Origin of the sequence: Rhizobium phaseoli (assembly GCF_010668805.1) — a bacterium.
GTDB classification, from domain to species: domain Bacteria; phylum Pseudomonadota; class Alphaproteobacteria; order Rhizobiales; family Rhizobiaceae; genus Rhizobium; species Rhizobium phaseoli_A.
The window spans coordinates 250,122-268,897 of sequence record NZ_WUFT01000002.1 but is presented as its reverse complement, the minus strand read 5'-3'; the positions used below and the strand labels follow the sequence as shown (position 1 = coordinate 268,897).

Annotated in this window: 19 protein-coding genes; 14 read left to right on the top strand and 5 right to left on the bottom strand. The window is 61.4% G+C overall.

The features are described 5' to 3' along the window. The first annotated feature begins 48 nt into the window (after positions 1-48). From GR197_RS04475 to GR197_RS04440, 8 genes are all read left to right on the top strand, one after another. Positions 49-1,566 (top strand): aldehyde dehydrogenase (NADP(+)), encoded by a 1,518-nt coding sequence (locus GR197_RS04475; RefSeq protein WP_164006971.1) that lies wholly within the window; start codon positions 49-51, stop codon positions 1,564-1,566. A 326-nt stretch (positions 1,567-1,892) separates the two neighbouring features. Beyond that, the gene (locus GR197_RS04470; protein ID WP_164006969.1) at positions 1,893-3,413 is read left to right on the top strand and encodes an ABC transporter substrate-binding protein; all 1,521 of its coding nucleotides are present in this window, start codon (positions 1,893-1,895) and stop codon (positions 3,411-3,413) included. Between the two features lie 69 nt (positions 3,414-3,482). Continuing rightward, on the top strand, positions 3,483-4,574 hold the full coding sequence (locus GR197_RS04465) for an Ldh family oxidoreductase (protein WP_204330043.1): 1,092 nt from the start codon (positions 3,483-3,485) through the stop codon (positions 4,572-4,574). A 157-nt stretch (positions 4,575-4,731) separates the two neighbouring features. Further along, entirely contained in the window at positions 4,732-5,022 is a 291-nt protein-coding gene (locus GR197_RS04460) for a hypothetical protein (RefSeq protein ID WP_164006965.1), read from the top strand. Positions 5,023-5,060: 38 nt separating this feature from the next. Then, positions 5,061-5,468, top strand: coding sequence for a hypothetical protein (locus GR197_RS04455; protein WP_164006963.1), 408 nt, complete (start codon positions 5,061-5,063; stop codon positions 5,466-5,468). 67 nt (positions 5,469-5,535) lie between these two features. Beyond that, positions 5,536-5,784, top strand: a complete 249-nt coding sequence (locus GR197_RS04450; RefSeq protein ID WP_164006961.1) for a hypothetical protein — start codon at positions 5,536-5,538, stop codon at positions 5,782-5,784. A gap of 314 nt (positions 5,785-6,098) precedes the next feature. Then, positions 6,099-6,329: a hypothetical protein gene (locus GR197_RS04445; protein ID WP_204330042.1), complete on the top strand. Its 231-nt coding sequence runs from the start codon at positions 6,099-6,101 to the stop codon at positions 6,327-6,329. 95 nt (positions 6,330-6,424) lie between these two features. Next, complete coding sequence (locus tag GR197_RS04440; protein ID WP_164006957.1) at positions 6,425-6,688, top strand: hypothetical protein; 264 nt, start codon at positions 6,425-6,427, stop codon at positions 6,686-6,688. A gap of 25 nt (positions 6,689-6,713) precedes the next feature. Here GR197_RS04440 and GR197_RS04435 read toward each other — a convergent pair whose 3' ends face one another. Next, positions 6,714-7,784, bottom strand: coding sequence for a LacI family DNA-binding transcriptional regulator (locus GR197_RS04435; protein ID WP_164006955.1), 1,071 nt, complete (start codon positions 7,782-7,784; stop codon positions 6,714-6,716). A gap of 182 nt (positions 7,785-7,966) precedes the next feature. Here GR197_RS04435 and GR197_RS04430 point away from each other — a divergent pair, with 182 nt between their 5' ends. The 4 genes from GR197_RS04430 (at position 7,967) to GR197_RS04415 (ending at position 12,239) form a co-directional block, all read left to right on the top strand. Further along, complete coding sequence (locus tag GR197_RS04430; RefSeq protein ID WP_164006953.1) at positions 7,967-8,794, top strand: ABC transporter substrate-binding protein; 828 nt, start codon at positions 7,967-7,969, stop codon at positions 8,792-8,794. 65 nt (positions 8,795-8,859) lie between these two features. Beyond that, positions 8,860-10,395, top strand: a complete 1,536-nt coding sequence (locus tag GR197_RS32605; protein WP_164006951.1) for an amino acid ABC transporter permease/ATP-binding protein — start codon at positions 8,860-8,862, stop codon at positions 10,393-10,395. A gap of 85 nt (positions 10,396-10,480) precedes the next feature. Continuing rightward, positions 10,481-11,617: an NAD(P)/FAD-dependent oxidoreductase gene (locus tag GR197_RS04420; RefSeq protein WP_164006949.1), complete on the top strand. Its 1,137-nt coding sequence runs from the start codon at positions 10,481-10,483 to the stop codon at positions 11,615-11,617. A gap of 115 nt (positions 11,618-11,732) precedes the next feature. Then, the gene (locus tag GR197_RS04415; protein WP_164006947.1) at positions 11,733-12,239 is read left to right on the top strand and encodes a hypothetical protein; all 507 of its coding nucleotides are present in this window, start codon (positions 11,733-11,735) and stop codon (positions 12,237-12,239) included. 68 nt (positions 12,240-12,307) lie between these two features. Here GR197_RS04415 and GR197_RS04410 read toward each other — a convergent pair whose 3' ends face one another. Next, on the bottom strand, positions 12,308-13,036 hold the full coding sequence (locus GR197_RS04410) for an endonuclease/exonuclease/phosphatase family protein (RefSeq protein WP_164006945.1): 729 nt from the start codon (positions 13,034-13,036) through the stop codon (positions 12,308-12,310). 114 nt (positions 13,037-13,150) lie between these two features. Here GR197_RS04410 and GR197_RS04405 point away from each other — a divergent pair, with 114 nt between their 5' ends. Then, positions 13,151-14,113: a lysylphosphatidylglycerol synthase domain-containing protein gene (locus GR197_RS04405; protein WP_164006943.1), complete on the top strand. Its 963-nt coding sequence runs from the start codon at positions 13,151-13,153 to the stop codon at positions 14,111-14,113. On the opposite strand, the gene GR197_RS04400 is transcribed toward GR197_RS04405, so the two are convergent. After that, on the bottom strand, positions 14,060-15,601 hold the full coding sequence (locus GR197_RS04400; RefSeq protein ID WP_164006941.1) for a phospholipase D-like domain-containing protein: 1,542 nt from the start codon (positions 15,599-15,601) through the stop codon (positions 14,060-14,062). The genes GR197_RS04405 and GR197_RS04400 overlap by 54 nt on opposite strands. A gap of 117 nt (positions 15,602-15,718) precedes the next feature. Here GR197_RS04400 and GR197_RS04395 point away from each other — a divergent pair, with 117 nt between their 5' ends. After that, the gene (locus GR197_RS04395; RefSeq protein ID WP_164006939.1) at positions 15,719-16,963 is read left to right on the top strand and encodes a DUF763 domain-containing protein; all 1,245 of its coding nucleotides are present in this window, start codon (positions 15,719-15,721) and stop codon (positions 16,961-16,963) included. A gap of 133 nt (positions 16,964-17,096) precedes the next feature. Here GR197_RS04395 and GR197_RS04390 read toward each other — a convergent pair whose 3' ends face one another. Together GR197_RS04390 and GR197_RS04385 are read right to left on the bottom strand one after the other, a co-directional pair. Then, the gene (locus GR197_RS04390; RefSeq protein WP_164006937.1) at positions 17,097-17,546 is read right to left on the bottom strand and encodes a pyridoxamine 5'-phosphate oxidase family protein; all 450 of its coding nucleotides are present in this window, start codon (positions 17,544-17,546) and stop codon (positions 17,097-17,099) included. Between the two features lie 187 nt (positions 17,547-17,733). Then, positions 17,734-18,651: a DMT family transporter gene (locus GR197_RS04385; RefSeq protein WP_164006935.1), complete on the bottom strand. Its 918-nt coding sequence runs from the start codon at positions 18,649-18,651 to the stop codon at positions 17,734-17,736. Between the last annotated feature and the right edge of the window lie 125 nt (positions 18,652-18,776).

The window sequence follows — 18,776 nt, the reverse complement described above, 5'->3', positions numbered from 1 at the left end:
CGGATCACCGCATCAGGACGGAGCGAGGCTCCGCCGAGGAGGATAACAATGAGCTGGACCCCTTCAGGCCGACATTTCATCGCCGGCGAGTGGATTGCCGGAACGACGACCTTCCGCTCCGAGCCGGCGCACGGCCCGGCGCATGACTTCGCCGTCGGTACGACCGATCTGGTCGACCGCGCTTGCCGCGCTGCCGAAGCTGCCTTTGCGGCGTTTTCAGCAAAGACATGCGAGGAGCGCGCCATTTTCCTCGAGACCATCGCCGAGGAGATCGACAGGCGCGGCGAGGCCGTCACCCTGATCGGAACTGAGGAAACCGGGCTCCCCGAAGGCCGGCTCAACGGCGAGCGCGCTCGCACCACCGGCCAGCTCAAGCTGTTTGCCGAGCATATCCGCAAGGGCGCGCATCTCGACGCTCGTATCGATGCGGCGCAACCCGATCGGCAGCCGGCGCCGCGGCCGGAGATCCGCCTGGTACAGCGGCCGATCGGCCCGGTCGCCGTCTTCGGCGCCTCGAATTTCCCCTTGGCATTCTCGACGGCCGGCGGTGATACGGCCGCCGCGCTTGCCGCCGGCTGCCCTGTCGTGGTGAAAGGACATTCAGCCCACCCCGGCACCGGTGAGATCATTGCCGAGGCGATCGCAGCGGCTGTCGAACGCACCGGAATGCCGGCCGGCGTCTTCAGTTTGATCCAGGGCGGGCGCCGTGATGTCGGTACGGGCCTGGTCACTCATCCCGCCATCAAGGCCGTCGGCTTTACCGGATCGCTTGCCGGCGGTCGTGCGCTGTTCGACCTTTGCGCCCAGCGCCCCGAGCCGATCCCGTTTTTTGGGGAGCTCGGCAGCGTCAATCCGATGTTCCTGCTGCCGGCCGCGACCGCTGCCGGGGCGGAGGCGATCGGTTCAGGCTGGGCCGGTTCACTGACACTTGGCGCCGGCCAGTTCTGCACCAAACCCGGTATTGCTGTCGTCCTCGACGGACCGGAGGCGGACAGGTTCACCGGCGCTGCCAAGTCGGCGCTTGAAAAGGTGGCACCGCAGAAGATGCTGACTAATGGCATCGCCACCGCCTATCACGACGGTGTCGACCGGATGCGGGCGAGCAATGCCGTCGCGCCGGTCCTTACTGGAAAGAGCGCTGGTCGGGACGCAGCCCCGAACCTGTTCGAGACCAATGGCTCGGCCTGGCTTGCCGATCATTCGCTCAGCGAAGAGGTGTTCGGCTCTCTCGGCCTCGTCGTGCGCGTCGGCTCGCAAGAAGAGATGCTCTCCCTGGCCGAAAGCTTCCAGGGACAGTTGACCGCGACGATCCATATGGACGACGCCGATCTTGGTCTTGCCCGCGAGCTGCTGCCGATCCTCGAGAGGAGGGCGGGCAGATTGCTGGTCAATGGCTTCCCAACCGGCGTCGAGGTTGTCGATTCCATGGTGCATGGCGGACCCTATCCGGCCTCGACCAATTTCGGTGCCACCAGCGTCGGGACCATGTCGATCCGCAGGTTTCTGCGCCCCGTCGCTTACCAGAATTTCCCCGCCGGCCTGTTGCCCCAAGATCTGCGCAGCTGAGACCGGGGAATATCAAATTGACCGCGGCGACGAAACGTCGCGATCATTCGCCGGCTTTGAGGCGGGCCCAATGCGTGCGCCGCTGACCGGGTCTTACCCATGAAGAGACGCGCGGACTGACGCGCTTCGCCACGCCTAAAAACCGAGAATTCAGACGCATGACAGCTCGTGTTTCGGGCGCTGCGCTTGATCGCACTTCTCAACTAGTATATTAGTGTACTTATGTATTAGATTTGCTCTCCCAGGAGGAGGCGGGGGCCGGACCACCGAATGACAAGACGAGGTTTGCTGTAAGGGGCGCCGCCGGCGCATGGGAGGAGAACGAAATGAAACTGCATTTGGTAGCTGCCTGCTTTTCAACCGCGATGCTCGGGCTGAGTATCGGCTCGGCTCACGCTGAAGATGCCAAGAGCAACGTCACTGTCGTGCTTGCCGAAACCGTCGATGTCGTCGAACCCTGCATGGCAGCGCGCCAGGACGTCGGTCGGGTCATTTCGGAAAACGTCAACGAGATGCTGGTAGAATTCGACTACGTCAATGGCGGCCTCAAACCCCGCCTGGCGACGGAATGGTCGAAGATCGACGACGACACATGGGAGTTCAAGCTACGCCCGAATGTCAAATGGCACGATGGCAAACCGTTCACCGCCAAAGACGTCCAGTTCACGATCGAGCGCAACAAGAACAAGAAGCTCAGCTGTGAGACCGGGGGCAAATATTTCGGCGGCACGGAATTCAGCTTCGAGACGCCGGATGCCAACACCATCCGCATTACGACAAAACCGGCGCAGCCGATTCTTCCATTGCTGATGACGGTGATGGCCGTCGAATCGGCCGAAGCGACACCTGCAGACGAATTTACCCGCAAGCCGATCGGCACCGGCCCCTATACGTTCGATAAATGGGAGATTGGCCAGTCGATCGTGCTGAAGCGCAATCCGGACTATTGGGGGGACAAGCCACAGGTGGAACAGGCGACCTATCTGTTCCGCTCGGATAGCGCGGTCGCAGCCGCCATGGTCGACGCCGGCGAAGCCGATATCGTTCCGGCCGTATCGGTGCAGGATGCCACAAGCAAGGAAACCGATTTCGCCTATCCGAATTCGGAGACGACATCGCTGCGGATCGACACCCGTGCAGCACCGCTCAACGACCGACGCATACGCGAAGCGATGAACCTCGCCATCGATCGTCAGGCCATGCTCGGAACGCTGTTTCCCGAACAGGCGAAGATTGCCACACAGCTCGTCGTACCCACAACGATCGGCTACAATGCCGATATCCCTGCCTGGCCCTATGACCCGGAAAAAGCAAAGGAACTGGTCAAGGCTGCAAAAGCCGACGGCGTTCCGGTCGATCAGCAGATCCGCATCATCGGCCGCAACGGGCAATATCCCAACGCCACCGAAGCGATGGAAGCGATGATGGCCATGCTTCAGGACGTCGGCTTGAACGTCAAGCTCGACATGTACGACGTTTCCGTGTGGAACGGCTACTTCGTGGCACCTTTCGTCGCCGATTCCGGTCCGACGCTGACGCAGTCGCAGCACGATAATGCCACCGGCGATCCCGTCTTCACCGCCTTCGTGAAATACGCCACCGACGGCTCTCATTCCATGGTTCGGGATCCCGCGGTCGACGCCCTTATCGCCAAGGCGACCTCAGCCACCGGCGATGCGCGCACAAAACTCTGGAAGGAGCTTTTCGTCAAGGTGAACACCGAGATCATCGCGGATATTCCGATGTTTCATATGGTCGGTTTCACCCGCGTTTCGCCGCGTCTCGACTTCAAGCCGACGATCGCGACGAATTCCGAGCTTCAGCTGTCGCAGATCCGCTTCAAGTAACTTGATTGCCGCTTAAGCGCGGGCCGCCCGCTCGTAGATGGCCCGCGCTTTCCATGACATGACGGATGGATGCCCATGCCGCTGATTGACCGCATTGCCCTCACCCAATTCGCCGAGCAGATATTGATCCGCGCCGGGATGGAACCAGACAAGGCCGAAACGACAGCCGCCATCCTGGTGGAAGGCGACATGATCGGCCACGAGACGCATGGCGTCAGCCTTTTGAAGTGGTATGTCGAAGCTCTGGAAGACGGTTCGCTGGCGAAGTCGGGCAGTTATGAGGTGGTCAATGACCGCGGCGCAGCCTTTGTCTGGGACGGCAAATCTCTCCCTGGGGCATGGCTGCTGACCAAGGCGCTCGACCAGTCCTGCGAACGCGTACGCGATCATGGCGTCGTCACCGCGGCAATCCGCAACTGCCATCACACCTGCGCTCTTTCAGCCTTCATGCGGCAGGTTGCCGAGCAGGGCCTCATCGTGCAGCTGTCGGTGTCGCATCCCGCGGCAAGCCGGGTCGCGCCCTATGGCGGCACAAAGCCGCTCCTGACTCCCAACCCGATGGCGGCCGGCTTTCCGACATCCCAGGATCCGATTCTGATCGACGTCTCCGCCTCGATCACCACCACGACGATGACGCAAAACCTGGCGAAGGCCGGCAAAAAATTCCCCGAGGCCTGGGCATTCACCGCTGCGGGCGAGCCGACCGACGACCCGCGCGAGGTGACGGAACGCGGCGGGACAATGATGCCCCTTGGCGGTCAGCTAAAGGGACACAAGGGCTTTGGGCTCGGGCTGATCGTCGAACTATTGGGGCAGGGGCTTTCCGGCAAGGGCCGGGCGAACGCGCCGCCCGGTGTCTTCTCGCAAAGCGCCTTTATTCAGGTCATCGACCCCGCCTTTTTCGCCGGGCTGGATGCCTTTACGGCGCAGTCTGATTTTCTCGCCTCTGCATGCCGCAGCACCCCTTCCGCGCCCTGGAACAATGGCCCGGTCCGCATGCCGGGCGACAGCGCAGCACGCAGGCGACGTGCGGCGTTGGAAGAGGGCGTGTCGGTCGGCGACGTGCCTTGGGAAAAGCTCTGCAAACATGCCGAGCTCCTTGGCCTGCGCATTCCCGATGTCGCCGTGTCAGGCACTCCAAGACTGTCCTTGATCGAGTGATGCCAGTCACACGTGCGATTCTCGCATGGCGAGCGTTTTGATGTCTCGGGCGACGAGTTCTGACGTCCCCAGCCGAATTGTGGAACAATGTCTGTCGTCCCCTGTTAACGACCATAAAGATGTGTGACGCGGAAAACACGGCACAGTGGGAGGTTCGATGAACCGGAGCATAGGATTTGGGCTGGTTTTTGCCGCTATTCTGTCGGGCTGCACGACCGGCGCAGGCAATTACGCGTCGGCGGGACTGGAGCCCATTCCCGGCAGCATCACCTATCATGGGCAGCCTCGCACGAAGTTGACGAAATCGCCCGCGGGGTCTTCCTTCCCGCACAGCTTCACGGATCAATGGGGACGCCAGGTCGAGGAGATTTACATCATCCGGCCTGACCGGAGCTTGCTGATCGCCGAGCGCCACTATCGGCCGGTCTTCTCGCTCGACGACGACTAGGACAGGATGATTTAGCGCCAGGGGAAGGAGAATTGATCATGCCGCGACGCAAGAGCACTGAGACGATGACCCTCGACACCACGGGAGCCAAGATCGGCGAACCTGTGCCGAAAGCCATCATCGATACGAACACGGCCTCTGTCGGCATCCCCCGGCAGTCTGATCAGGGCCTGCGCGAGGAGTTGAGCGCGCTGCGGCAGCAAATCGACGCGCTCCAGCAGCAGGTCTTCCATGGCGCGCAAGCGGCAAAGGGAGGCGCCCGTAAAGCAGTGCGTCAGACGCAAGCGGCTGTGAAGCTCTATCCGGCCTCGTCGCTCCTCCTCGTTGCGACCGTCGCGGGCGCGCTCGCCTTCGCTGGCCGCCGCGCCTCTGTGCCCCGCCATCGCCATCAATCGGCGTTGCGCGAGGTGAGGGATTTCTACGACAGGATCCGCGCGCTCATCTGACAAGATTTCGGGATTGTCAGCATTCCGATTATGCCCGACACTTGCTCACTCAAGCGGGGGCAACGGCATGCTCGACATCATCATACGAAGCGCTCTTGATATTGTCGGGCGCGCGGAGCGCCTGATCGAGGCCAGCAAGCGGCTATTGGTCAGTGAAGGTCTTGACGAAGTCGAGGTATACGAACTCGATTGCGAGATCGAACGGCTCGGAGATGCGGTTTTCGTCGTGGACGAAGCCATTCGGTCTCTCGCAAGTATCGTCGGATACTGGCCTCACGCCGCTCGCACCCATGGGATACATAGAACATTGCATTGATGGGCTGCTGTTGCCTCTGGTGAAACCGACACCTCGCAATGCCCGTTTCTGACAAGTTTTCGAGCCGTGATCTGCATGTCACGCCGATGTCACGCGACCATGGAAACAATATGTGCTTGATCGGTCTGTAGTGTGAGGCCAAGTCTCTGACCTGGAGGTTGCCGGTTCGATTGCCGGAACTGACCGCTTTGTCGCTTGGTCGAGTATAGAGCGCATTGGAGGCACTCGATGAGGGATGTGTTGTCGACTATCACGCGTATCCTGAGCTGGGGACGGCCGGGTCAATGCTGCCATCATTTTGCTGGGGCATCACAATGAGCTCGAAGCGCTCCAGGCGAAAATCTCAGCCCCACGAATTCATCTTTCAGGTTCACACGCGCACGATCGCACAGATCAGGTACGATAGCCTCAACCGCGTTATGACGGTGGTCTACCACGACGGCCGCTCCACGACGACGACCGGCATACAAGGCCCGGCGATGCTGAGGATCCTTGCCCAGCGTCCGCTGGAGCGCTCGCCGTTTCTGTTGCAGACGGTCATCTGAGGCTGAAGTCGTCGCCGAAATCCGAATGATCGTGCATCCATTTCCCGCGGGCTGCGTTCATCTCCAATAGTCAGAACCTAATGGAGGGAATTCCGATGACCTTTGCATCGCCGAAAACCGAGGCGCCCGCGCAGCGCTTCAAAGAGGCGACTGATGCCGCGCGCGACGCATTGGAAGGACTGATTGCAGCCGCCAATGAAGCCGGATGGGCAACCGAAGAGATAACTGCAGCGCTGCTTGAAGCCGCCCAGTTTCTGCGTGATGCCAACAAGAAAGATCCCGATCCGGCCGACGATCCCGCTATCAGCGACATATCTGCCAGGCAGGAGCAGATTGGTCATGGCGAGCTCTATGATTAAATCATAGTCCGCCTCAACCCGGATCTCACCGGCCGATCGTCGCCACGGAGCCGCGTACGACAAGGCTCGTGGTGACGCGCAGATGTTCGACAGCAAGCGGGGTGCGCTCGATACGGGCGACGAGCCGTTCGCCGGCGAGCTTGCCCAGATCGTAGACGTGCTGGTCGACGATGGTGATGGGTGGAACGGTGACGCTGGTCCAGTCGGCGTCTAGAAAGGAAATCATCGAGACATCCTGAGGAACCGACAGGCCGAGCGACTGCAGTGACTTGAAAACGCGCAAGCCCACGAGACTGTCGGATGCCAACAGCGCCGTCGGCGGCGATATCTCAGAAAGCAGACGTCTCATCACTGCGTGCGTCTGATGCTGGTCCGTGGCGCCGAGCCGGATGTAATGAAGAGGGTTCGGCAAACCCGCCTCGGTCAGAGCGCTAACGAAGCCTTCGACGCGTTCGCGCACGGCGGAATTCGAAATCCCAGCGATGTCGGTGATCCCGCCTTCCTCGGCGTCCATGGCAGAGACATAGGCGAGGCGGCGATGTCCTTGGCCGATCAAATACCTTGTCGCGGTGAGTGCTGCATCCCGGTCATCCCCGGTCACGGCGTCGACATCAAGCTCCGGGATCGCCCTGTCGAATAGAACCAATGGTACGCCGGCGCGGCGGACGTGCCGCAGGTGATCGAGGCGATCGCAGCGGGCTGGCGTGACGATCAGGCCATCGACGCGTTTACCGATCAGCAGGTCGACCGCCGATTTTTCCGCATCGATCTCTTCGCCCGAATTGGCGATGATGACGTTGAAGCCCGCAAGCCGGGCTGCATCGGTAATGCCGCGCACGGCGAGGCTGAAGAAAGCATTCTCGATATCGCCGACCACCACGCCGATGATGCCCGAGCGTCCGGTGCTCATGCTCCGGGCGAGCTCGTTCGGGCGGTATTCGAGCGCGGCGGCCGCCGCCGTCACCTGATCCTTGATCTGGACGCTGACGACGCCATAGCCGCCGAGCACACGGGCGGCCGTCGCCTTCGAGACCTTTGCGGCCTTTGCAACGTCGGCGACCGTGACTGGTCGTTTAGGATGAGCGGAATCTTCCATAACCGAGGACTACAAGAGTTGTTGACGACCGGTCAATTGACAGATATCAAATATGTCATGAGACCGGTCTCTTTATATCAGAGACCGGTATCCTGTCCATAAATCTCTGCCGCCGATACGCGGTAGCGTTTGGGCGAACCAACATGCCGACAAGAGCATCCCTTTCAGAGCGGAGAACGACGATGAAGCCTTTTGAATCATTTGCGGCCACCCTTGCTCCATTGCGGGCCGGCCTTCTGACGTGCCTTCTCGTGATGGGGGCAGGCTCTGCGGTTGCGGCCGACAATCCCTATAACCTAATCGAGACCGGGACGATCAGCGTCGGCACGATGGGTGATTCCAAGCCCTATACATTTGCGACGGCGGACGGTCAGTTCACCGGTTTCGATATCGAGTTGTTTCTCAACGTCGTCTCCCGCCTCGGCTTTCCGAAAGACAAGGTGACGTTCACCGGCCAGGAATTTTCAGCCCTCTTGCCGTCGGTGGCAAACGAACGCTTCGACGTTGCCGTCGCCGCGATCGGCACCACCGAAGCCCGCAAGAAGACAGTCGACTTTTCCGATGGCTATCTTGCCGGTTATCTCTCGGTTTTGACCGCGGATTCCGGCATCAAGGATGCCGACGGCCTCAAGGGCAAACGTCTCGGCGTCGTGCAGGGGACATTGCAGGAAGTCTATGCGGCCAAGAACTTCGGCGGGACCGATCTGGTGAAATTCCCCGACAACAATTCCGCCGTGGCCGCCCTCAACAACGGAACGGTCGATGCGCATTTCCTCGATTACGAGGCTGCCAAACAATATGGCGAGCGCTATCCCGCGCTGAAGGTTGCAGTCAACATCCCGTCCTTCGATGCACCTGCGGGCTTCGTGATCCGCAAGGGAAATGACGCCTTCCGCACCGCGCTGAACGGCGCCCTTCACGATGCGATGCAGGACGGCACCTGGAAGACGCTCTACGAGAAATGGTTCCCGGGCTCGCCGATGCCGGACCAGTATCTTCCCAAGAAGTGAGGCCGCACGCCGTCCGCTCCGGCGGACGGTTTCATGCCCGGCATGGGGCTTCGATGGGGATCTCGATGAACTGGCTTGAAAATCTGCGCCGCAGCTTCCTGGACTGGGACGCCATGGCCGAAGTGCTGCCGAGCATGATCAGCGTCGGCCTGAAGAATACCCTGATCCTGGCCGCCGCCTCGACCGTGCTCGGCGTCGTCATCGGCATGGCTCTCGCTGTCATGGGCATCTCGCAGTCCCGCTGGCTGCGGCTGCCGGCGCGCATCTATACCGATGTCTTCCGCGGTTTGCCGGCGATCGTCACGATCCTGATCATCGGCCAGGGTTTTGCCCGGATAGGACGGGAGATCTTCGGTCCGTCGCCATTTCCGCTCGGCATCCTGGCGCTCAGCCTGATCGCCGGGGCCTATATCGGCGAAATCTTTCGATCAGGCATCCAGAGCGTCGAGCGCGGCCAGATGGAAGCCTGCCGGGCGCTCAGCATGAGCTACGGGCAGGGCATGCGTCTGATCGTCATCCCGCAAGGCATCCGGCGCGTTCTGCCGGCGCTGGTCAATCAATTCATCGGAAACGTCAAGGATTCCAGCCTCGTCTATTTCCTGGGGTTGCTCGCCTCCGAGCGGGAGATTTTCCGCGTCGGGCAGGATCAAGCTGTCGTAACCGGCAATCTGTCGCCCTTGTTGCTGGCGGGCGTCTTCTATCTCGTCATCACCGTGCCGCTTACTCACCTGGTCAATTACATCGATGTGAGACTGCGCCTGGGAAAACAGGGCCGCGGCTCGGGTGTTGCGAGTGGATTGGTCGAGGTGAGCGAAATGCGCGCCGCCGGTCCGCAACCTCCCGCAAAATCTGTCGAGCAGACCGAACCGCGCTTCAAGGGTGGTGCCCTGAATGTCCGAGATCTCAGCATGGCCTATGGCGATCTCGACGTGCTGAAGGGTGTCGACCTCGACATCGCCGCCGGCACCGTCACCTGCATCATTGGTCCTTCCGGCTCGGGAAAATCGACGCTGCTGCGCTGTATGAACAGGCTGGTGGAACCAAAAGGCGGCGACATCCTGCTCGATGGCGACAGCATTCTGGCCATGAAACCGGAGCGGTTGCGCCGGCGGGTGGGGATGGTGTTCCAGCACTTCAACCTCTTTCCCGATCACACTGCGCTTGAGAACGTCATGCTTTCCCTGACGAAGATCAAGAAGATGCCGAGGCAGGAGGCGCGGCGTATCGCCGAGACGCGTTTGGCCGAGGTCGGTCTTGCCGAGCGCAGGGATCATCGCCCGGCAGGTCTATCGGGCGGGCAGCAGCAGCGCGTCGCCATCGCGCGGGCTCTTGCCATGGATCCGGAACTCATCCTGTTCGACGAAGTGACGAGTGCGCTCGATCCCGAATTGGTCAAAGGCGTTCTCGACCTGATGGCGGCTCTCGGCCGCCAGGGCATGACCATGGCCGTGGTGACGCATGAGATGGGATTTGCACGCAGGGTCGCCGATCAGGTGGTGTTCATGGATGAGGGCCGGATCGTCGAGGCCGGTTGCCCACAGCAGATCTTCGACAATCCCCAAAGCGAGCGGCTGAAGCGCTTCCTTGCGGAAGTCCTCTAGCCCCTGACGTGAAGCATACCGCCGCCGTCTCTCACGACGGATGCATCGGAATTCGTTCGACATAGCAGGAAACAAGGTTATCGACATGAATGCTTCCCCAAAACCTTCGAAGGTTGTCGTCATCGGCGGCGGCATATTCGGCGTCTCGACGGCTGTCCATCTTGCGCGCCTTGGGATCGCCGCCGTGCTCGTCAGTGACGGGCCGCTTGCCAACGGCGCCTCCGGCCGTTCGCTCGCCTGGCTCAATTCGGCCCGGAGACGCTCCGACGCCTATCACCGGCTGCGCCTCGCCGGCATCGACCGCTATCGAACGCTCGCCGCCCGATATCCGCATGCGCCTTGGCTGCGTTTCGATGGCGGGCTGACCTGGGATGCCGATGACGCCGGCAATGAGATCGCCGAGGTCTTCAACTATGAGTGCGATCTCGGCTATCACGCGCAATGGCTGGCCCAGGAAAACATTGCCGGAGCGACGCCCGGTGTCGACGCCGGCGCGGTGACACCGCAGGGCGCGATCTTCAATCCCGGGGAAGGCTGGGTCGATCTCCCTTCTCTGATCGGCATTCTCGCGGAGGAGTTCCGCTCGCTCGGCGGCGAGGTCGTGACGGATGCCGGGCGCGCGGCGATTGATGTCGAAGGCGCCCGCGTCCGCGGCGTGAGCACCGCGGACGGCAGGCGCTGGGAAGCGGAGTCCGTGCTGCTTGCCGCAGGCAGCGCCGTTCCGCCAATCGTCGCCGAAGCCGGCCAGCATATCGACGATGCAACGCCGGTCGCCCTTCTCGTCAGGACCAAGCCGATCCGCCATGCGCTGAAGGCCGTGCTCAACACCCCCCGCGTCGCCATCCGGCCCATGCCGAATGGCGGCTTCGCCCTCGATTCCGGCTGGTCCGAGGAAGAGGTCGGAGTGAAGCCGGACGGCAGCTATGAAGTCAGACAATCGACGTTGGACGGGCTGCTGCGCGAGGCGTCCAAAGTTCTCGAGGGCAACCCGACGCTCGAGATCGAAGATTATGGGGTCGGCCCAAAGCCCATTCCGGGCGACGGCGAGCCGGTCTTCGGCGAACTGCCGTCGATCTGGGGTTATTTCGTCGCCTTCAGCCATAGTGGCGCCACCCTCGGCCTGATCGCCGGTGAACTGCTGGCCGACGAGATCGCCACCGGACGCCGTCATCCACTGCTGGCGGAGTTTCGGCCGGAACGTTTCAGCGCGTCGCGAGAATAACGGTCGTGGCAGGAGCCGAAGTCCAACCTGGTGCCGTTGCCAACCGCGACCGGCGTCCGATGCATCCTTCTGAGCCGTCGTGCGTTCTATCGCCAGGAACAACTGGAGATCCATCATGTTGAAGGACGAACTCGGGGACATCGCCACAAACATGGATAGGCGCGACAATGCCGGCACCGCACCGGCTGCTTTCGAAGAGGCAAACGCCAATCCCGATCTCATCAGGCGTGAGGGCTTCGCGAGCGAGGCCGAATATCGGGCTTATATTGCGACGCTCGGTGGTCATGCTCCAGTTGGAGGCACCTTTGAGGAGCCTCTCCTGGCCTCCGATGATCATGCCCTGGAAGGCCGTCTGCGAGAACTGAGAGAAGAACTCGAAAACCTCCACGCTCGCCTCCAGGTGATCCAACATCAGGCAGCGACCGTCGTTGCGGAGAACGTCCGCTGGGCCGATGCAAGCGCCCACGCGCAGCTTGGCAATCAGCCATGGCTGAAGCTGGCCGGCGCAATGGCGGCAACATTCGTCGTCACCAGAGGCATCAGGCGACTGCCGCTCGGAACCGTGGCGACGACGGCGCTACCGTTGGTGGCGGCCGTGATGAAACGGAAGTCCGTCAGGTGAACATCATCCTGTAACGGGACATCGGGCACGGCACACTTCCGCTTCAATTGCCTTCTCTCGGCGTCCGTCTAGGCGAAACTAATTTCCGCAAGGAGAGGCAGGTGGTCGGAGGCGACCCTTGTCAGTCGGTTTTCCAGGACCGTCGCCTGTTTGACGACGAGATCGTCGGAAACGAAAATATGGTCAAGGCGCATCAGCGGGTAGCGGGAGGGAAAGGTCGCTCTTGGCCTCGCCTTGCCTGCGCGCTGGGCATCCTTCAGTGAGCGCGTGGCAAGTCGGTAAGTTGCCGACGACGGAATGGCGTTGAAGTCGCCGCAGAGGATGGTGGGAAGCGGATCGTCCGCCGTGCCCCGCAGCCAGCCCGCGTTCAATAGCGTTGTCATCTGCCGCATGCGCTCGCGGCCGCGAAGCCCGAGATGGGTGTTGACGACCAACAGTTTTCTGACGCCGACCAGGATTTCGACGGAAAGGGCGCCGCGCTGTTCGCCGATGGATGGCAGCGGGCCGGCCTTGACCGCGCCCGTTGGCAGGGCAGTGATGATCGCATCGCCATACTGCTCTTCGGCAATCGACAGCGCCGGATGAAAATGGGCCTGCATCTCGAGCAGCGAGGCGATCATATGGGCCTGGTCGATGCCGCCGGTCCTGCGCCTGAGGACATCGACCTCCTGAAGCGCGACGATGTCGGCTTGCGCCTCGGCGATGACCGAAGCGATGCGCCCGGGATCGAGCTTACGGTCGCTGCCGATACAGCTGTGCACGTTATAGGTCAGGAGTCTGATTGATTTTTCCGCCATGGGCCCGCTTAAACTCGTCCCTTGGGGACATCGATCTTGTTCCGGGGGAACACAAAACTCGTTTGATCGTTCCAGATTATCGACCCACCCCGCTCGCACTCCTGAGGACAATCGATGAGCTTGAAAAGCATGATCTGGAATGGACTGCTGGTTGCCGCCCTTGGCTTTGCCGTCTTTCTTCTCTATCGCATCTTCGAGCAGTACAGCCTCGACCAGATCGTCCAGTCGGTTCGCAGCATACCGCTTTCAAGCTTCTGTACAGCGCTTCTCTTTGCTGCGGCATCCTATCTATGTCTTGGCTGTTTCGATCTGCTGGCGATCCGTTCGCTCGGCAAATCCTTGCCTTATCCCAAAATCGCATTGGCTTCGTTCATCAGCCTGTCGCTCGGCCACAATATCGGTTTTGCCGGGCTGAGCAGCGGCGCCTTCCGTTATCGTTACTATTCGCGCTGGGGGCTGACGACTGAGGATGTCGCCAAGATTATCCTGTTTTGCGGCGTCACGGTTGGCCTGGGGCTGATCACGCTTGGCGGCCTGGCGATGATCATCAATCCCGGCGACGCCGGGCGCCTGCTACGGCTCGATCCGGCCAGTGTGCGCATCTTCGGCTTGCTGGCGCTCATCGTGCCGGTCGTCTATGCGGGGCTGGCGTTTTTCATCCGCAGCAAGTTGCGGCTTTGGCGCTGGTCCTTTCAGTTGCCGCGATTTTCGATAGCGGTCGCGCAAGTTGGGTTGGGCACGATCAACTTCGTGTTCGTTTCTGCCTGTCTCCACCAGATGCTCTCCGCCTTCGGCGACGTTGCCTTTTTCAGATCGGTCACAGCCTACGTGCTCGCCAACTCGGCAATTCTGGCAACGCATGTTCCAGGCGGTCTCGGCGTGCTCGAGGCGACCGTCTCCTATGCGGTGCCGAAGGAAGCATCCATCGGCGCGCTGATCGCCTTCCGCTGCGTCTATTTCTTCATTCCGCTGGCGCTTGGCGCAACGCTACTCGCGATCAGCGAGGTCGTCTTTCGGCGCCGATCACGCGGAGCGAGCGAGACGGCGGACGAAGGCGCCGAGGCCCAGTCGGCTTAGCAGGGTCTTGGGCCGACCCGGGTCGAAGAGCGCGGTTCCCATGACGGGCTTTGTGCTGCCGACCATGTCGACTGCAAACTCGCGCAAGCCGCGGCGACCATCATTCAACGTCTCGATCGCTTCGATCACCGATCCTGTCCGAGTGAAGGCTGCAGCAAAGGTCTCGGCCGCCCTTCCAAGGTATTCCGAAAGCAGGCGGTTGCGAAGATCCACGATCCCCCGGCGTTGATCCTCGCCGTCGGCTTCCAAGAGCATATCGCATTCGGTATCAATTGCTTCCGAGCGGTTGTTGATGTTGGACGAGCCGATGCGCACCAATTTGTCATCGGCAATTATAAGCTTGGAGTGGACGAGCACCTCCACTTCTGTGCTCGACGCCGGCGGGGCTCGCCCGGCGGCGGTCGCCTTGGGCATGGCCGGCCCCGGAACAACGGGATAGTAGATGCGCAGCCGATGAGCACGATCAGCGCGTTTAAGGCGACGGATGACACGGTCGCGATTATTGCCCATGACAAGCTTTTCGATCAGCCCATGAGAGCTGCGCGTGCAGATGATGATGACTTCAGGCCCGTCTTCCTCCTCAAGCCGGGCGGCGATGGCGTCCGCGACGCGGAAGGAGGCGAGGTATTGTGCTTCGATGTAAAGTGATCGCTTCGCCCGGGCGATCACATCAAGTGTCATGTCGATGCCGTCGCTGAGGCCGGTGCGCAAGGCCGTCGAGGGTTCCGTCAGCGCGAAGCTGACCGAAATATCTCTGATAGAAACCGGCAGATCATCGGGCCAGACGAAAGGCGCGCTTGCGGCCAGCGGCGGCTGGCTTTCGCCGGTGGCGTCTTCCCAGCGCCGTCTGGCTATATCGCCGATCAGCTTTGCCGCGTCGCCGGTGACCATCGCTTGAACATCGTGCAGGGGGTCGTAGGAAACGCCGGCGGGATCACGTCGCAGTTTGTCCTTGGCGCGATGAAGCCAGGTGTCCCACCGCCGCGCCGTCAGATCCATCCCGCCGATGAAGGAGACCGCGTCGTCGATGCAGACGAGTTTCTGATGATGGCAGCCGCCGACTGCCCGCTGAAAATCGAAGCGCAGATCGATCCGGGCATTCTTCGGGAAATTCTTCTTGCGAAACAGCTGCAGGGACTTGTTCGAATAGAGGGGGCCGAGCGCCCAGACGAGGATGCGTATTTCCAGTTCGGGATTTTCCGCCGCGAGATCGTGCAGCAGGTCGGCTAGCGTCTCCTTGGATTTATCGGGTTCCATCAGGATGTCGGGATTGAAATCCCATCCGATGATCCAGACGGTGCGCCGCGCCTGCCGCAGCGCTCGCGCCAGCTCGGCGAAATAGCTGTTGCCGTTGATCAGAAAGGCTGCCCTCGCGGCACTCCCTTGCAGGTCAGGGCCACTGCCGTCCTGCCTTTTTTGGTCGACCAGCGGCGGCAATTTTGCCTGGGTCAGCGTCGGATGATTGAAGACGGTCTCAATTGCGGTCATGATTGCCTCGGCCTCTAACTGGGAAAACAAACGCTTGGAATATTTTTGGGTTCCGTACGGTGCCGGAAGAGGCAGCCCGGACTGACTTTCCGGCGAGAGAAAGTGTAAGGACACCAGATGTCACAACGAGCAGGCAGTGCCGACCTTCCGCTTCACGGGGGACGTGTGCCGCATTGGCTGGGCGACCGCATGACGCGGCTGGGGACGCTGATCACCGAGGCGATCGTTCATCACTACGGCCGCGACGAATTCCTGCGCAGGCTCGCTCATCCCTTCTGGTTTCAGTCCTTCGGCGCCGTCATGGGCATGGATTGGCATTCCTCCGGCATCACCACCAGCGTTCTTGGCGCGCTAAAACGCGGGCTGAAGCCGCGCGCCGGTGAGCTCGGCCTGCATGTCTGCGGCGGCCGCGGCGCGCAGTCGCGCAAGACCCCGCAGGAACTCGTCGCCATCGGCGAGCGCGTCGGTCTCAATGGGGAGGGGCTGGCGACGACGAGCCGCCTCATCGCCAAGGTCGACAGCGCCGCCGTTCAGGACGGCTTCGATCTTTATCTGCACGGCTTCATTGTCGCCGATGACGGCCATTGGGTCGTGGTGCAGCAAGGCATGAATGGCGACAAGCGGCAGGCCCGACGCTATCACTGGCTGTCGGAAGGGCTGGAGAGCTTCGTCGACTCACCGCATGCGGCAATCGAAGGAAGGAGGCAGGGCGAGATCGTCAATCTGGCCGACAGGCGCGCCGAGCGCTCGCGGCGTGGCCAGCTCGACCTGCTGGCGACGCTCGGTCCCGACCGGATCGTTCGCGAGGCCGCCGCGCTGCTGCGTGTTGAACAGCCGGCGCCCGAGCCTGCCGCACAACCGATGCTGCCGCACCTGATCATGCCGGCCCACCACGATGTACGCGAAAGCGACGTGATTATGCGGCGCCTGCACGGCAATCTGGCCGCGGCGGCCGATCGCGGGCCAGCGGATTTCGAACAGTTGCTGCTCGTTCCAGGTGTCGGCGCCCGCACCGTGAATGCGTTGGCCCTGGTGGCCGAAGTCGTCCACGGCGCGCCTTGCCGTTTCTCCGATCCGGCGCGCTTCTCGATCGCCCATGGCGGCAAGGACCGCCATCCCTTCCCGGTGCCGCTCAAGGTCTATGACGAGACGATCGGCGTGATGAAATCGGCAGTGCAGAAGGGCAGGCTCGGACGGGAGGAAGAGCTGCAGGCGCTGAAGCGCCTGGATGACCAGTCCAGGCAGATGGAACGCTATGTGACGGGTCCCGACCTCAAGGAAATCATCGCCGGCGAATTCCGCCAGTCCGCCGATTTCGGCGGCCGGAGCGTCTTCGGCTGGGAGGAGCCGTCCGCAGAGTAGGGCGCCCCTTTATGCCCCTAGAACAGGATGATTTTAGGCCCGGTTGGCTTAAAATCTGAATCCTTTTCTAAATTAAAGAGTTAGAGCATGATGTCATGAGAACACCGCGCACACTTTTCGGCATCATGCCCTCTTAACGCGCTAAGCCGGGTAGGGTGACCTCGCCGTTTTCCTCACCATCCCAGTACCGGATGGAGGACGCCGAAACTTTGATAAGAACGATCCCGGGAGTGTCCACACCTTCAGGAAACCACCGCTCGAGATCGGACGCCCAATGTTCTTCGAATGCCGCCTTGTCCCGCACCAGCGAGGCGAAGCCCTCGACAGCGATGAAAATTCCCGGTTTGCCGAGGAGGCTGGGAGGTGCCGTGAACGTCAGCGAGACGATGTCGATGCCTTCGATCTCCGTGATTTTCCTGCTGTCCTCATACGAAAAGAACCAGGAATCCCCGTCATATTCGACGTCGCCATTATTGCTCATCGGTCGGGCCGAGATGCGGCCCGAGCCGGCGTTCGTCGACAGCATGCAGAAATCGATCTTCTTCAGTTGCGAGGACAGGTCTTCGAGGGTCATGGACGCCATTGCGATCTCCCGGGTTTGTATGCTCGGGAGTAGCGTGCAGGTGTCCAAATTGTTCCGTGGAAAGCCTACGTGACCAAGCCTCCATCCTTTTGATCTATTCCCGCAGGTTCAAGGATGGAAGTATGCAGGAATTCCATGGGTTGCAGCAGTGTCCTATGCGAAGCTGAAAGATAGGCGACGCTATACCTCAATGGCCGTCCGGCGGGACGGCTTCGACCGGAACCGTCTCTTTCAGGTTCTTCCGGTGGAAGATGAAGAGCCCGGCAAAGACGATGATTGCGGCACCGATGACGATCTGCGCATCGGGAATATCATTGAAGAAGAGGTAGCCGAGAATGATCGCCCAGAGCAGCAGCGTATATTGCAGCGGCGCCAACAGCGATGCCGGCGCGAGCTTCAAAGAGCGTGTGATCAGCAGGTGGGCGCAGGAGGCGACGATCCCGAGCAATAGCATGCCGGCCCAATCGACAAGCGTTGCCGGCTGCCAATGGCCGATGCTCAAGACGATGCCGATGGCGAGCGCGGCCACCGTCTGCCATGTCACAAGCGTCGTGTCGCTGGTCGAGCGCAGGTAGCGGCTCATCACCAGCGACAGCGCAAAGGCAAGACTGCCGAGAAGACCGAAGAGCGACGGAAGCGACAGCATCGCCGTCGACGGGCGCAGCGCAATGACGACGCCTGCAAAACCAAGCAGAACGGCAAGCCAGCGGCGCCAGCCGATCTTTTCCCCGAGAAAGAAATGCGAGAGCGCGGCAATGTAGATCGGCCCGGCCATGTAGAAGGTCATGACGTCTGCGAGCGGCAGATAGGCGACGGCGGCGTAGAACAGGGCAACGTCGGCGGTCGCCATGGCGACCCGGATGAGCTGGAGCCCCTTCTGTTCGACGCGGAACAGGGCCATCGGACCTTGCCGCACGATCATCGGCCCGAGCACGACGAAAGCGCCGACGGAGCGGATCACCAGCACCTGGCCGACGGCAAAGCTTGCAACCAGCCACTTGCCCATTGCATCGTTCAGCGCAAACAGCAGATCGCCGAGCAACATCAATACGACGCCGGTCATGATCAGGTTTCCGGCATTGGCTGCGGCCGTCTTGGTCTTCATCATCGGCATCCTTGCAAGAATGGCGCGCAGGCGCGACCGAGGTCGGCTTCGGCCTTAACGGCGCCGATGTCAACGGTTGGTTTCGACTACCGCGGTTTCTATCGTTCGGCATTTTATTGGCAGCT